The sequence below is a fragment of the Volucribacter psittacicida genome (assembly GCF_004339025.1).
GTDB lineage: Bacteria > Pseudomonadota > Gammaproteobacteria > Enterobacterales > Pasteurellaceae > Volucribacter > Volucribacter psittacicida.
This window is the reverse complement of record NZ_SMFT01000001.1, coordinates 445,469-459,384: the sequence shown is the minus strand read 5'-3', so window position 1 is coordinate 459,384 and position 13,916 is coordinate 445,469. Positions and strand designations below refer to the sequence as shown.

Here is a 13,916-nt window from a genome sequence, read left to right as displayed (position 1 = left end):
AGCAATGCAACAGGTTAAAGCCCATTTAGAGGAACTACAAGCGGTTTTACAACGTCATCAATTATGGCAAGCTGTCGCCCCAGAGGCGGCCGCTTTTGAAAGTCAACAACCTTTTGCTTTGGATACAATGACCGCTACAGAATGGCTACAATGGATTTTTATTCCACGTATGTGGGCATTGTTAGAAAGCAACGCCCCTTTACCAAATAAAATCGCCATTTCGCCTTATGTTGAAGAAGCATTAAAAGAGCATCAAGCCTTATCCGACTTATTAGCCCCTTTGCTCGCCTTGGAGCAATTATTAAATGATGATTGATAATATTTCCCCAGATCTAATCTCTTTATCCTCAAGTGCGGTGGATTTAGAGATTATTTTTCAAGATGATTATATGGTTGCGGTAAATAAACCTGCTGGTATGTTGGTACATCGCAGTTGGCTAGACTCACAAGAAACCCGTTTTGTTATGCAAACTTTGCGTGATCAAATTGGTCAATATGTTTATCCTATTCATCGCCTTGATCGCCCAACGTCTGGCGTGTTGTTATTTGCTCTGACCCCTGACATTGCTCAACAGCTTTGCCAACAATTTGAACAAAAACAGGTGCAAAAAAGTTATTTAGCAATAGTAAGAGGCTATTTGCAAGGGCAAGATCGTATTGATTACCCCCTTAAAGTTAAGTTAGACAAAATCGCGGATAAATTTACCGATAAAGAAAAATTACCCCAGTCGGCAATTACCGATTACATTGGTTTAAAAACCGTAGAAATGCCTTATCCTTTAGGGCGTTATCAAACTTGCCGTTATTCTTTAGTGCGATTATTGCCACAAACAGGGCGAAAACATCAGTTACGCCGTCACATGAAACATATTTTTCACCCAATTTTAGGGGATACACAATACGGTGATTTACATCAAAATCGCTTATTCCAACAAAAAACAGGCAGCCACCGATTAATGCTACACGCAGAAAGCCTAGAAATTACCCACCCAATCACTCAGCAGAAATTACGTTTAACGGCAGAACTTGATGCACAATGGGAACAAGTGTTTAGGTGTTTGGGGTTTTGAGGAACAGAAAACGGGATAATTAAGAATATGCAAAATTAAGATAGTTTTCTGTTCATTGAGTTTTAAGTGTGGTGTGTTTTGGGATTATTTTACCACCTGATAACAAGGCTCATAATCTTCGCCGCCAGGTAATTTCATTCGATGTTGTACGACAAAATCTTGTAAGACTTGATCGACTTTTTCCATTAGGCGTTTGTCGCCATGCAGTTTAAATGGGCCGTATTGTTCAATTTGGTCAATGCTGTCTGGTTTGATATTGCCTGCTACAATGCCTGAAAAGACGCGGCGTAAATTGGCGATTAGGCTCATTGTGGATTGTTCAAGATGTAAATCTAAATTCTCCATATTTTGATGGGTAGGAATAAAAGGTTGTTGAAATTCCTCTGGAATTTTTAGTGACCAATTAAAGCCGTAAGAATCGTTATTGGCTTGTCGTTGTTGCTTGATAATTTGCATGGATTGACGCATTTTTTGGGCAACGGTTTCAGGATCATCAATAATGATTTCATAAAGTTGCTGTACTTCTTCGCCAAAAATTTCTGCCACAAAACGATCAATGGTGGCGAAATATTGCTGGCTTTCTTTTGGGCCTGTGAGAATTAATGGTAAGTGAAGATCTTTGTTAGCAGGGTTAAGTTTTATGCCCAAGATATATAAGAATTCTTCAAACGTGCCAGGACCGCCAGGGAAAATGATAATACCATGCCCCATACGCACAAAGGCTTCTAAGCGTTTTTCAATATCAGGCATAATAATTAATTCGGTAACAATAGGGTTAGGTGGCTCAGAAGCTATAATAGAAGGCTCTGTAATACCAATAAAACGGTTGTTTTTGTAACGCTGGTTGGCGTGTCCAATCGCCGCCCCTTTCATTGGTGCTTCCATAACACCAGGACCACAACCCGTAACAATGTTTAATTCTCGCAAACCTAATTCTAATCCTACAGCTCGGCAATATTGGTATTCAATTTGGTTAATGGAATGTCCGCCCCAACAAACGATCAAATTTGGTGCTTCGCCTACAATTAAGGCTTTGGCATTGCGTAAAATAGCAAAAACTTGGTTAGTAATATATTTGCTATCTTGTTGATTATTGGGATTTAGGCGTTGATTAAGGACGTTAACGAATAAAATATCACGTAATACGGCGAATAAGTGATATTGGATATTGCGGATCATTTGATTATCCACAAAGGCATCAGCTGGGGGATTGTGTAATTCAAGGCTGACACCACGTTCACGAGCAATAAGGTGAATATCAAAATCAGGGTATTTTCCTAATAGCTCTCGGCTATCATCAGTCACAGCGCCCGAATTGAGTACCGCCAAAGAACAGTTGCGGTAGAGGGTATATAAATCAGATTTGGCTTTGGCAAGCAGTTCTACTTCTAAATGAGAAAGTTGATCCATACTGCCTTTGGGATTAACGTAATGAATAGACATAATACTCCTTTCGTTTGCTTAATTATTGACGAGCGAGTCTTAAGTTTAGCGGAATTTCCTCAAAATTTGAACGGAAGGGGTTAATATCTAAGCCCCCACGCCGAGTATAGCGGGCATAAACACTGAGCTTTTCTGGGCGAGCAAAGTGCATAATATCGTGAAAAATGCGTTCTACGCATTGTTCGTGAAATTCGTTATGCTGGCGGAATGAGATAATATAACGCAATAAGGGTTCTGCTTGAATTTTGTTACCAATATAATGAATTTGTAGCGATCCCCAATCGGGTTGTTGGGTAATTAGGCAATTTGATTTGAGTAAATGGCTGACGAGGTATTCTTCCACTTTTTGCCCTTTGATTGTGCAATCTTGTAAGTAATTGGCATTGAATTGGTAATTTTCAATATGAATATCTTGCTCATCAATACAGGTGCCTTGTAGTTGATGAATGGTTTGCCCTGTAAAATCATTGAGTTTGTGCAACCTTACTTTTACCTCGCCTTTGGCACAATGTGCTAAGTCTTGTGCGATAGTCTTTTCTAGGGTTTGCATACTGTCAAATTTATGCTGATTAAGGCTATTGAGATAGAGCTTAAAACTTTTGGATTCAATCAAATTTTGTGAGCGAAAATCAAGTTGAATATCGCCAATCGCCACTTGTGGCAATCCTTGTTGATTAAGCCAAGAGATTTCAAAAGCTGTCCAGAGATCAGCGCCAAATTGAAAGGGAAGTCGATTTTCTATACCTAGAGCGTGGCGATTTAAATGGCGTGGTACCGCTTGTAATAATTGCGGATCATAATGATGTTCATATTGGGTATGGGCTTGTCCGAGTTTGAGTTGATCTAATGAATGATGTTGATAGGTCATAAATATCGTCGTTTCCCTTTAAAATAATACTGTGTTGGCACGCCTTGCCTTACTCGTTGTACACTTTGGCGTGCCGTTGTTGTCTTATTCTAAATTGAAATGACTATAATTCCAAGATAAGTTAGAAATCAGGCGACAAGTGTCGCATTTAAAATAAAACTCTTCAAATAATGGGCTTTCTAACCGCCAAGATTGTTGGCATTTAGGACAACAACGCTGTTGTTCGCTAGCGAGATCCTGTCCGCCTACCCGATAGAGATAATAATAAGTGGGAATATGAGTAAGTTGTTCAATTTGTTGAGCGAGGGCATAGCCATGTTTTGCCAGTGGACTATCAAGCTGGCAAAGTTGCTCGAGGGCTTGTGCTTCTAGTACCGCTCCATTCATTTGTAATTGATCACAGGCTTGCCAATTTTCTTGCCATTTGATTATATCCATACTCAAGTGCGGTTGATTTTTGAATTGTTTATAAAGCGGAATGGGCAAAAAATTGTCGCCACTGTGCAAAGGCGAGCAAGTGTGTAAATAAGTGGTGTAGAGCATTTGCCACGAGGGTGTTGCGTGAAAACAGCTTTGATCCGCATTGAGATCATCAGCCACAATTTGTAGGCTGTCAAGTTGCAATCCCTTTTGTTCTGCTTGAGCAAGGGCTTGATTAACTAACTGATTATTGTTTTCAGTGAGCAAGCTACTTTGTTCAGGGCAAATTACCCGTAATCCTATGCCTAATTGGTTTTCTTGCTCTGCATAAAATAAGGGAATTTCTCGCCCAATAATTTGCCCATTATAACGCCATTGTTCAATTACTTGATTGACGGCGTAATGTTGCGGCGAAGACAGAGGCGCTTTGCCTTGATAGGCAAAAAATACATCAGTTACATACATTTATTTTCCTTATTTTAAGGTGGAACAATTATCGTTGGCAGATTAATAGATTTAATCAGGTTAGTAAACTGCTTAGCGAAATAAATCAATAATTTGTTGGGCTTGTTCAAGGTATTCCTTTTGTTGATGTTGGATAAGGTGCAATAAATAATATAATTGATAAATGGGCTTACGTTGCAAATAGCCACTATCAAGGGGATAGCTCTGTTGATAGCCTTGATAAAATGCGTGAGGAAAGCCTTGCAACTCGGTTAAGGCTAAATCACATTCCCTGTCGCCCCAATAACAAGCGGGAGAATAGCAAAGGATAGTTTGTTTTTGCTCAGCAATGTTTACTTGAGAAAGGACAAAACAATTTTGTTGCCACAATGCCCCTTGTAATAAGGCGGGAGCAGGATTGTGTTTAGCTAATTGATGGGCGATGGCTTGGGTAATTTTATCAATATCGCCAAAATAAATACCTTGTTCTTGGCATAATTGTAATTGCCAGCCAATGCGTTGTTCACTAAAAAAGGTTGCCCAGTTACTTTTCCATTCATTAGGTTGATAAACCTTACCAAACCAAGTATCAAAATCTAAGCCATATTGTTGCTGTGGCTGCCATTGATGCAATTTCGCCAGTTGCTGTCCAAAATGCTTAAGGCTTTCATCGGATAATTGATGGGGCTTAAGTGGTGCAAAAGGACAAAAGGCTTCTAATAAAATAAAACTTTGTTGTTCTGCACAACCTATCCCATAAACACGAGGAACACAAAGGCTTTGGGTTTTAGTCAGTAAAGCAAATTGATCCGCTTCGGCACGAAATTTGGAACGATAATGACGTGGGGCAGATTTGACTAACACAGGCTGCATACCGTCATCAATTAGCCAGCTTTGCTGATAAGGTGTATTGTGGATTGGTTGTTTATGTTTGATCACATAATAAGCACCAAATTGTTCTGCCAGCATTTGTGAAATGGTTTTCCACATAAATAACCCCCTGATTTTATTTTTACCAGATTGCTTTGATAATAAAAAGAAATGGCAAAATATACTGTGATAAAGGTCAAAGTTTTAAGAATTAGCTTGCAATAACGCTCATAAACTTTTGTCCGCTCGTCCCTTTTACAGCCAATAATGAAATATGCTACAATTTCGCACCGCACTTTATTTACCTTTGTGTAATAAAGTGCGGTCATTTTTTATAAAATTTTTTATTGCACACAAGTTGCCTTGCGTATGGGCGACCACTGTATAAGGATAAATTATGCCAATTATTACTTTACCTGACGGTTCTCAACGTCAGTTTGCACAACCAGTTTCTGTTTTAGATGTCGCACAAGATATAGGTGCGGGATTGGCGAAAGCCACCATCGCAGGACGAGTTAATGGCGTACGCAAAGATGCGTGCGATCTTATTAGCGAAGATAGCCAATTAGAAATTATTACCGCAAAAGATGAAGATGGCTTAGAAATTATTCGCCATTCTTGCGCTCATTTACTTGGACACGCCATAAAACAACTTTTTCCTGATGTAAAAATGGCGATCGGACCGACCATTGAAAACGGGTTTTATTATGATGTGGATCTTGATCGTTCATTAACCCAAGAAGATATTGAAAAATTAGAAAAAAGAATGCTTGAGTTAGCCAAAACTAATTATGACGTGGTCAAACAAGTGGTTAGTTGGCAACAAGCAAGAGATACCTTTGCACAACGCGGCGAACCCTACAAAATTGCCATTCTAGACGAAAATATTGAAAAAACAGCGACCCCTGCGTTGTATCATCATCAAGAATATATTGATATGTGTCGTGGGCCTCATGTGCCGAATATGCGTTTTTGTCATCATTTTAAATTAATGAAAGTGGCTGGGGCATATTGGCGTGGCGACAGCAAAAACAAAATGCTACAACGAATTTATGGAACCGCTTGGGCAGATAAAAAGCAATTAGCGGCTTATTTACAACGCTTAGAAGAAGCGGCAAAACGTGATCACCGTAAAATTGGTAAAGCCTTAGATTTATATCATATGCAAGAAGAAGCACCAGGTATGGTGTTTTGGCATAATGACGGTTGGACAATTTTCCGTGAATTAGAAACCTTTGTACGGACTAAATTAAAACAATATGATTACCAAGAAGTAAAAGGTCCATTTATGATGGATCGAGTCTTGTGGGAGCGTACAGGGCATTGGCAAAATTATGGCGATTTAATGTTTACCACCCAATCGGAAAATCGTGAGTATGCCATTAAACCTATGAACTGCCCGGGGCACGTTCAAATTTTTAACCAAGGCTTAAAATCCTATCGTGATTTACCTTTGCGTATGGCGGAATTTGGTTCTTGTCATCGTAATGAGCCATCAGGTTCATTACATGGCTTAATGCGTGTACGTGGCTTTACGCAAGATGATGCACATATTTTCTGTACCGAAGAGCAGGTAGAAAGCGAAGTGACCAGTTGTATCAAAATGGTTTACGACATTTATAGCACCTTTGGTTTTACCGATATTCAAGTCAAACTTTCCACACGTCCAGAAAGTCGCATTGGTTCTGATGAAATCTGGGATCTTGCGGAACAAGGATTAGCGAATGCGTTAAAACATAACGGTTTAGACTATGAAATCCAAGAGGGCGAAGGCGCATTCTATGGACCAAAAATTGAGTTTGCTCTGCGTGATTGCCTAGATCGTGAATGGCAATGTGGTACGATTCAGCTTGATTTTGCCCTGCCGGGACGTTTGAACGCCTCTTATGTGGCAGAAGACAATGAACGCAAAACCCCAGTAATGATCCACCGAGCCATTTTAGGTTCCATTGAACGCTTTATTGGTATTATCACCGAAGAATACGCAGGCTTTTTCCCAGCTTGGTTAGCCCCTGTACAAGCGGTAGTAATGAACATTACCGATAGTCAATCGGATTATGTGCTTGATGTGGTTAAAAAATTGTCTGACGCAGGATTACGAGTAAAATCCGATTTACGCAACGAAAAAATCGGCTTCAAAATCCGAGAACATACCTTACGCCGTGTGCCTTATATGCTGGTTTGTGGCGACAAAGAAATTGAAGCAGGCAAAATCGCTGTCCGCACCCGTAAAGGACAAGATCTTGGCTCTATTGATGTTGATGAATTTGTGCAAATGCTAAAACAACAAGTACGCCAACGAGAGCTTAAGTTGTTGGGGGAGGAGTAAAAGGCTCTACTATAATAATAAAGTGCGGTAAAAATTACCGCACTTTAACTCACATAGCTATTCTTTTCTCCATAAAACCCATTATTGTTTAATTAAATATAATAAATAATAATTATTATCATTGACAATCTTATTTTTGTTGGTAAAGTAATGGCTGTTTTTGTCAATTTCTTACTTAATGTAGATAGCATCTAAACTAACTTAAAGAGGATTACCTATGAAAAAAACGCTTGCAGGTCTTGCTGTTGCCGCTGTACTGAGTACAAATGCTTTTGCTGCGAATGAGGTGAATGTATATTCTTATCGTCAACCTTATTTGATTGAACCAATGTTAAAAGATTTTGAAAAAGAAACAGGTGTTAAGGTCAATGTGATCTTTGCAGATAAAGGGTTGGTTGAGCGTGTTAAAAGTGAAGGGGAGTTAAGCCCTGCTGATGTATTATTAACCGTTGATATTAGCCGCGTGATGGAAATTGTTAACGCTGGTTTAGCCCAACCTATTCATTCTGAGGTGTTAGAAAAGAATATTCCTGCCCAATATCGTGATTCAGCGGATCAATGGTTTGGCTTAACTACTCGAGCTCGTGTTATTTATACTTCTAAAGATCGTGTTGGTAAATTACCTGCGGATTTTGATTATTTAGATTTAGCGAAACCTGAATATAAAGGCAAAGTTTGCGTGCGTTCTGGGAAAAATGCTTATAATGTTTCTTTATTTGCTGCGATGATTGAACATTATGGCGAAGAAAAAACTAAGGAATTTTTACAAGGCTTAAAAGCGAATTTAGCCCAAAAACCACAAGGTGGCGATCGTGTTCAAGTGAAAGCTATTAAAGAAGGCATTTGTGATTATGCCTTAGGTAATAGCTATTATTATGGCAAAATGCTTGAAGATGAAAACCAAAAAGAATGGGCGGAAGCAAGCATTATTAATTTCCCAGCAGGTAAATTTAATACCCATGTGAATATTAGTGGGGTTGCGGTAGCAAAATATGCACCAAACAAAGAAAATGCGGTGAAATTAGTGGAGTATTTAAGTGGTGATCAAGCACAAAAATTGTATGCGGAATTAAACCATGAATATCCAGTAAAACCAGGTGTTCAATTATCAAAATTGGTAGAAAGTTGGGGAACATTCCAAGCGGATTCTTTACCATTAGAAAAAATTGCTGAAAATTATGGTAAAGCACTCAAATTAGTTGATGAAGTAAAATTTGATCAATAATCCATAAATTTATATCCCCTTTATTTACTATAGTCGTTTCAATTTAAAGTAGGACGATATAATAAAGGGGATATTTTTTCCTGTGATATTATGCAAAAAAAATTTTCACGTCCTTATTCCTCTAAATTTCTTGGTTGGCAATTATCTGCTCTGTTATCCACAGGTTTTATTTTATTACCTTTATTGGCAATCGCCTATCACGCCTTAGGGGGGCAATGGCAAAATCTGCAACATTTTTGGCAAACGATGTTGGGGCATTATGTGACAAATTCTGTCATTTTAGTGTGTTTAACGGTATTACTTGCCTTATTATTTGCTTTACCTAGCGCTTGGTTGGTAACCCATTATCGTTTTTGGGGGCATAAGATATTGCAATGGCTGTTATGTTTGCCTTTAGCAATGCCAGCCTATTTAATTGCTTATTTATATACGGATTTATTGGATTATTCGGGACCATTACAAATTTTTTTACGCCAGTTATTTGGGTGGTCAAGCCCACAGGATTATTGGTTTCCACAAATTCGTAGCTTATATGGTGCCAGTTTTGTGTTAGCTTTGGTGCTTTATCCTTATATTTTTTTGTTAGCCAGAGTTGCATTATTGGAGCAATCTGAGAATTTAGTACAGAGTGCGAAAACCTTAGGGGCTTCTCCTTTCACGATTTTTCGTAAAATTACCTTTCCACTTATTCGTCCTTCTGTGGCAGTGGGAATGACTTTAGTTGCAATGGAAACCCTCGGCGATTTTGGCACAGTGGCTTATTTTGCCGTTCCTACTTTGACGACCGCTATTTATGATGCTTGGTTAGGTTTTCACGATATTGGGACAGCAAGTCAAATTTCTTTATTTATGCTTCTCATGATTTTTGTTTTAGTTGTGTTGGAGTCCTATAGCAGACGTAAACAAAAAACCTATCAACGTGGCTACGAGAAAAAGCAAGCATTAAAATCTCTAACAGGCTATCGTGCTTTATTGGCTCAATTATGGTGTTGGGGATTATTGAGTTGTGCATTTTTCTTGCCACTTGGGCAGTTATTGTATTGGGCTTATGAATACTTTGAACAATCTTGGAATGCAAATTTTGTTCAATATGCCAAAAATAGTTTACTGGTATCTTGTCTTGCTTCCTTTGTAACTTTGTTTTTTGCCTTATTATTGCATTTTACTCATCGATTAAGTTTACAAGGGGGATTATTAACCCCTAAAAATACCCGTACATTATTGCAAGTCTCTTCATTAGGCTATGCCATTCCCGGTACAGTATTAGCCATTGGTTTATTATCGCCATTAACCTTTGCCGATCATCAGTTACATCATTGGCTGAAAAGCCTAGATTTATCGCCAGTGGGCTTGGTGTTTTCGGGATCAATTTTTGCTTTAGTGATGGCTTATTGTATCCGTTTTTCCGCAATGGCAATCGGGAGTTTAGAAGCCTCTTTTGGCAAAATTTCTCCGTCATTAGATATGGCAAGCCAAACCTTAGGAAAAAATGGCTTTATGATGCTATGGCGAGTGCATTTTCCTTTATTATCAAAGGGAATGTTAACGGCATTGTTAATGGTTTTTATTGAAAGTATGAAAGAGCTCAATGCCTCATTGTTATTACGTCCTTTTAATTTTGATACATTAGCAACCCATGTGTTTATTTTTACATCTGATGAACAGTTAGAACGTGCGTCTTTACCTGCGATTGCGTTAGTGCTAACGGGATTAATTCCAGTGATTTTATTGACCCGTTCTCTTATTATGAGCAGTAATAAAGAGAGATAATTATGTCCGTATTAAAAATAAATCAATTAACTTGTCAATATGGTAATCACACCATTTTGTCAGATTTAAATTTAACCTTAGAAAATAATGATATTCTTTGTTTATTAGGGGCAAGTGGTTGTGGTAAAACCACATTACTCAAAGCCATTGCGGGGCTGTTACCTGTTCAGCAAGGTTCCCTTTATTTGGACGGCGAAGCGTTAACGCATATTCCCGTAGAACATCGTCATATTGGTTTAATTTTTCAAGATTATGCTTTATTTCCTCATTTAACTGTCCAAGAGAATATTGCTTTTGGCTTAACAACGTTGTCTTCCCTTGAAAAACAAAAAATTGTGGAAAAAATGACCGCGCTTGTCCGTTTAGAGGGATTGCTACAACGCTATCCTCATCAGCTTTCTGGTGGGCAACAACAACGGGTTGCGATTGCTCGTGCTTTAGCTTGTCAGCCAAGATTATTATTATTAGATGAACCCTTTTCTAATATTGATAGCCAAGTACGTCAAGAGATGATCACTGAAATTCGAGCGATATTAAAACAACAAAATATCCCCGCTATTTTTGTGACCCACAGCAAAGAAGAGGCGTTCGCTTTTGCCGATAAAATTGCCATTATGCAACAGGGCAAAATTTTGCAGATGGGCGTTGCACAGGATCTTTATGAAAAACCCATTAATCAATTTGTTGCAGATTTTCTAGGCTATTGTAACTATCTTGTGGCACATTATCGTTCAAATAATGAAATTGAAACTTTACTAGGCGTTCATCATAATCCTAACGGATTTTATTATACTGAAGGTACGCCAATTCAGCCTCATAAACCCTTATTGTGTTTATTACGTCCTCAACATATTCAAATTACCTTTGATCCTCAAGGCGAGGCGGTTATTATTGATAAGTGTTTTGTAGGGTATTTTTATCAATATAAAATACAGATCAAACAAACGATTATACAGGTTCAGCATTATCAATCCTTTCAAATTGGTGACAATGTCACATTATCTTGCTTACAGCCATCACTTTGTTTATTAGAAGGGCATCACAGAGATTGAGCTTATATGGATATTTGCGTAAAAGCCATTAATATTTGCTAGACAAAACTTCTAACTTTCGGTAAAACTGTTAGCCTGTAATAAATAATCAGGGAATAGCCGTTATAGGAGAAAAGTATGAAGAAATTATCTGGGGCAGAGATGATTGTGCAATCTTTGCGAGATCAAGGCGTAAAATTTTTATTTGGTTATCCGGGCGGTTCTGTACTGGATATTTATGATGCAATTCATACTTTAGGGGGCATAGAGCATATTTTAGTTCGCCATGAACAAGGGGCTGTGCATATGGCGGACGGTTACGCACGTTCTACAGGGGAAGTGGGCTGTGTATTAGTCACGTCAGGACCTGGTGCAACAAATGCGATTACAGGTATTGCAACGGCTTATATGGATTCTGTCCCTTTAGTCATTTTTTCTGGACAGGTAATGAGCAATTTGATTGGGAGTGATGCTTTCCAAGAATGTGATATGGTGGGCATTTCTCGTCCTGTGGTAAAACACAGTTTTTTAGTGAAGCGAGTAGAGGATATTCCTACGGTAGTTAAGAAAGCCTTTTATATTGCATCAAGTGGGCGACCGGGACCCGTTGTTATCGATTTACCGAAAGATATTATGAATCCTGCGATTAAAGTGCCTTATCATTATCCTGAACAAGTCAATTTACGTTCTTATAATCCCACCTTACAAGGGCATAAAGGACAAATTAAAAAAGCCTTTAAGGCGATTTTGGAAGCGAAAAAACCCGTATTATTTGTGGGCGGTGGTGCAATAACGGCAGATTGTAGTGATAAATTGATTCAATTTGCCAAAACTTTAAATTTACCAGTGACTTCCTCTTTAATGGGATTAGGTGCATACCCAAGTACCGATCCGCAATGTTTAGGTATGCTTGGTATGCATGGTACTTATGAAGCCAACAATACAATGCACCATAGTGATTTAATTATTGGGGTTGGGGTTCGTTTTGATGATCGTACGACCAATAATTTAGCCAAGTATTGCCCGAATGCTAAAGTGATTCATATTGATATTGATCCTACCTCAATTTCTAAAAATGTGGTTGCACATATTCCCATTGTAGGCAGTGCGGAAAATATCTTAGAGGCTTTTTTAACCCTACTGGCGGAACAAAAAACGGCAATAACCAGCAATAGACTGGAAAAATGGTGGCAACAAATCGCACAATGGCGTGAGAAAAAATGCTTGAATTATGTTCCTGATCAGCGAGTGATTAAACCGCAACAGGTCATTGAAACGGTTTATAAACTGACACAAGGACAGGCTTATGTCGCTTCTGATGTAGGGCAACATCAAATGTTTACTGCCTTATATTATCCGTTTGATAAACCTCGCCATTGGATTAACTCGGGTGGTTTAGGCACTATGGGCTTTGGTTTGCCTGCTGCTTTAGGGGTAAAATTAGCCCATCCAGAAGCCACAGTAATTTGTGTTACAGGTGATGGTAGTATCCAAATGAATATTCAGGAGTTATCTACCGCACAACAATACCATATTCCAATTGTTATTATTAGCTTGAATAATCGTTTTTTAGGTATGGTAAAACAATGGCAGGATATGATTTATTCTGGTCGTCATTCTCAATCTTATATGGATTCATTACCTGATTTCGTAAAACTTGCCGAGGCTTACGGACATATAGGCATTGCCATTGATCATATTGATGAATTAGAGGAAAAATTAAAACAAGCATTCAGCATTAAAAATAAACTGGTGTTTGTTGATATTAAAGTGGACGAAACGGAACATGTTTATCCTATGTTAGTAAGAGGTGGGGCAATGAATGAAATGATTTTAAGCAAAACGGAGACAGCATAATGCGTAGAATTTTATCAGTATTATTAGAAAATGAATCTGGTGCGTTATCACGTGTGGTTGGTTTATTCTCGCAACGTGCTTTTAATATAGAGAGCTTAACGGTCGCACCTACCGATGATCCCACCTTATCACGAATGACCATTGAGGCTTATGGCGATGAACAGGTATTAGAGCAAATTGAAAAACAATTACATAAATTAGTTGATGTTTTTAAAGTGATGAATTTAAGTGATTGTGAACATATTGAGCGTGAAGTGATGTTATTAAAGATCCGAGCGCAAGGTGCAACACGAGATGAAATCAAACGCCTAGCGGATATTTTTCGTGGACAAATTGTGGACGTTACCACAAAATCTTATACCATTCAGTTAAGTGGAACCAAAGATAAACTTGATGCCTTTATTGCCGCAGTGAAACAAGAAACAAGCGTGATTGAAGTGGTGCGATCGGGCTTGATTAGTTTATCTCGTGGCGAAAAAAATTGCCTTTAATCAAAAAAAGAATAAATACTAGGGAGTGCGTTAAATTCGCACTTCTTTTCTTTTTACACGAAAAGTATAATCAATTTCCCAATAGGGCATTTTAAGGA

The 13,916-nt window shown here is 38.4% G+C and carries 12 protein-coding genes; 8 read left to right on the top strand and 4 right to left on the bottom strand.

What is annotated here, in order from left to right; translation table 11 throughout:
• Positions 1-4 precede the first annotated feature (4 nt).
• Both EV694_RS02105 and truC read left to right on the top strand, forming a co-directional pair.
• The gene (locus tag EV694_RS02105; protein WP_132688550.1) at positions 5-316 is read left to right on the top strand and encodes a YqcC family protein; all 312 of its coding nucleotides are present in this window, start codon (positions 5-7) and stop codon (positions 314-316) included.
• Complete coding sequence (gene truC, locus EV694_RS02100) at positions 309-1,070, top strand: tRNA pseudouridine(65) synthase TruC (RefSeq protein WP_165865489.1); 762 nt, start codon at positions 309-311, stop codon at positions 1,068-1,070. Before EV694_RS02105 ends, truC begins: the two co-directional genes overlap by 8 nt.
• 84 nt (positions 1,071-1,154) lie before the next feature.
• Here truC and ppnN read toward each other — a convergent pair whose 3' ends face one another.
• The 4 genes from ppnN to EV694_RS02080 form a co-directional block, all read right to left on the bottom strand.
• Complete coding sequence (ppnN, locus tag EV694_RS02095; protein WP_132688547.1) at positions 1,155-2,513, bottom strand: nucleotide 5'-monophosphate nucleosidase PpnN; 1,359 nt, start codon at positions 2,511-2,513, stop codon at positions 1,155-1,157.
• A gap of 22 nt (positions 2,514-2,535) precedes the next feature.
• Complete coding sequence (queF, locus tag EV694_RS02090) at positions 2,536-3,381, bottom strand: NADPH-dependent 7-cyano-7-deazaguanine reductase QueF (protein WP_132688544.1); 846 nt, start codon at positions 3,379-3,381, stop codon at positions 2,536-2,538.
• Positions 3,382-3,465: 84 nt separating this feature from the next.
• Positions 3,466-4,266: a Zn-ribbon-containing protein gene (locus tag EV694_RS02085; protein ID WP_132688541.1), complete on the bottom strand. Its 801-nt coding sequence runs from the start codon at positions 4,264-4,266 to the stop codon at positions 3,466-3,468.
• A gap of 72 nt (positions 4,267-4,338) precedes the next feature.
• Entirely contained in the window at positions 4,339-5,235 is an 897-nt protein-coding gene (locus EV694_RS02080) for a fructosamine kinase family protein (RefSeq protein ID WP_132688538.1), read from the bottom strand.
• 277 nt (positions 5,236-5,512) lie between these two features.
• On the opposite strand from EV694_RS02080, the gene thrS reads away from it, so the two are divergent.
• The 6 genes from thrS (at position 5,513) to ilvN (ending at position 13,818) form a co-directional block, all read left to right on the top strand.
• A complete protein-coding gene (gene thrS / locus EV694_RS02075; protein ID WP_132688535.1) occupies positions 5,513-7,444 on the top strand; it encodes a threonine--tRNA ligase in 1,932 nt (643 codons plus the stop codon).
• Positions 7,445-7,661: 217 nt separating this feature from the next.
• Positions 7,662-8,669: a Fe(3+) ABC transporter substrate-binding protein gene (locus tag EV694_RS02070; protein ID WP_132688532.1), complete on the top strand. Its 1,008-nt coding sequence runs from the start codon at positions 7,662-7,664 to the stop codon at positions 8,667-8,669.
• Between the two features lie 90 nt (positions 8,670-8,759).
• A complete protein-coding gene (locus tag EV694_RS02065) occupies positions 8,760-10,439 on the top strand; it encodes an ABC transporter permease (protein ID WP_132688529.1) in 1,680 nt (559 codons plus the stop codon).
• 2 nt (positions 10,440-10,441) lie between these two features.
• Positions 10,442-11,491, top strand: a complete 1,050-nt coding sequence (locus EV694_RS02060; protein ID WP_132688526.1) for an ABC transporter ATP-binding protein — start codon at positions 10,442-10,444, stop codon at positions 11,489-11,491.
• 117 nt (positions 11,492-11,608) lie between these two features.
• On the top strand, positions 11,609-13,327 hold the full coding sequence (locus EV694_RS02055; protein WP_132688523.1) for an acetolactate synthase 3 large subunit: 1,719 nt from the start codon (positions 11,609-11,611) through the stop codon (positions 13,325-13,327).
• Positions 13,327-13,818, top strand: a complete 492-nt coding sequence (ilvN, locus tag EV694_RS02050; protein WP_132688519.1) for an acetolactate synthase small subunit — start codon at positions 13,327-13,329, stop codon at positions 13,816-13,818. Before EV694_RS02055 ends, ilvN begins: the two co-directional genes overlap by 1 nt.
• Positions 13,819-13,916: the final 98 nt, after the last annotated feature.

Coding starts and splice junctions, on each gene's coding strand:
- EV694_RS02105 (WP_132688550.1), top strand. CDS start 5: ATGCAACAGGTTAAAGCCCATTTAGAGGAACTACAAGCGGTTTTACAA.
- truC (WP_165865489.1), top strand. CDS start 309: ATGATTGATAATATTTCCCCAGATCTAATCTCTTTATCCTCAAGTGCG.
- ppnN (WP_132688547.1), bottom strand. CDS start 2,513: ATGTCTATTCATTACGTTAATCCCAAAGGCAGTATGGATCAACTTTCT.
- queF (WP_132688544.1), bottom strand. CDS start 3,381: ATGACCTATCAACATCATTCATTAGATCAACTCAAACTCGGACAAGCC.
- EV694_RS02085 (WP_132688541.1), bottom strand. CDS start 4,266: ATGTATGTAACTGATGTATTTTTTGCCTATCAAGGCAAAGCGCCTCTG.
- EV694_RS02080 (WP_132688538.1), bottom strand. CDS start 5,235: ATGTGGAAAACCATTTCACAAATGCTGGCAGAACAATTTGGTGCTTAT.
- thrS (WP_132688535.1), top strand. CDS start 5,513: ATGCCAATTATTACTTTACCTGACGGTTCTCAACGTCAGTTTGCACAA.
- EV694_RS02070 (WP_132688532.1), top strand. CDS start 7,662: ATGAAAAAAACGCTTGCAGGTCTTGCTGTTGCCGCTGTACTGAGTACA.
- EV694_RS02065 (WP_132688529.1), top strand. CDS start 8,760: ATGCAAAAAAAATTTTCACGTCCTTATTCCTCTAAATTTCTTGGTTGG.
- EV694_RS02060 (WP_132688526.1), top strand. CDS start 10,442: ATGTCCGTATTAAAAATAAATCAATTAACTTGTCAATATGGTAATCAC.
- EV694_RS02055 (WP_132688523.1), top strand. CDS start 11,609: ATGAAGAAATTATCTGGGGCAGAGATGATTGTGCAATCTTTGCGAGAT.
- ilvN (WP_132688519.1), top strand. CDS start 13,327: ATGCGTAGAATTTTATCAGTATTATTAGAAAATGAATCTGGTGCGTTA.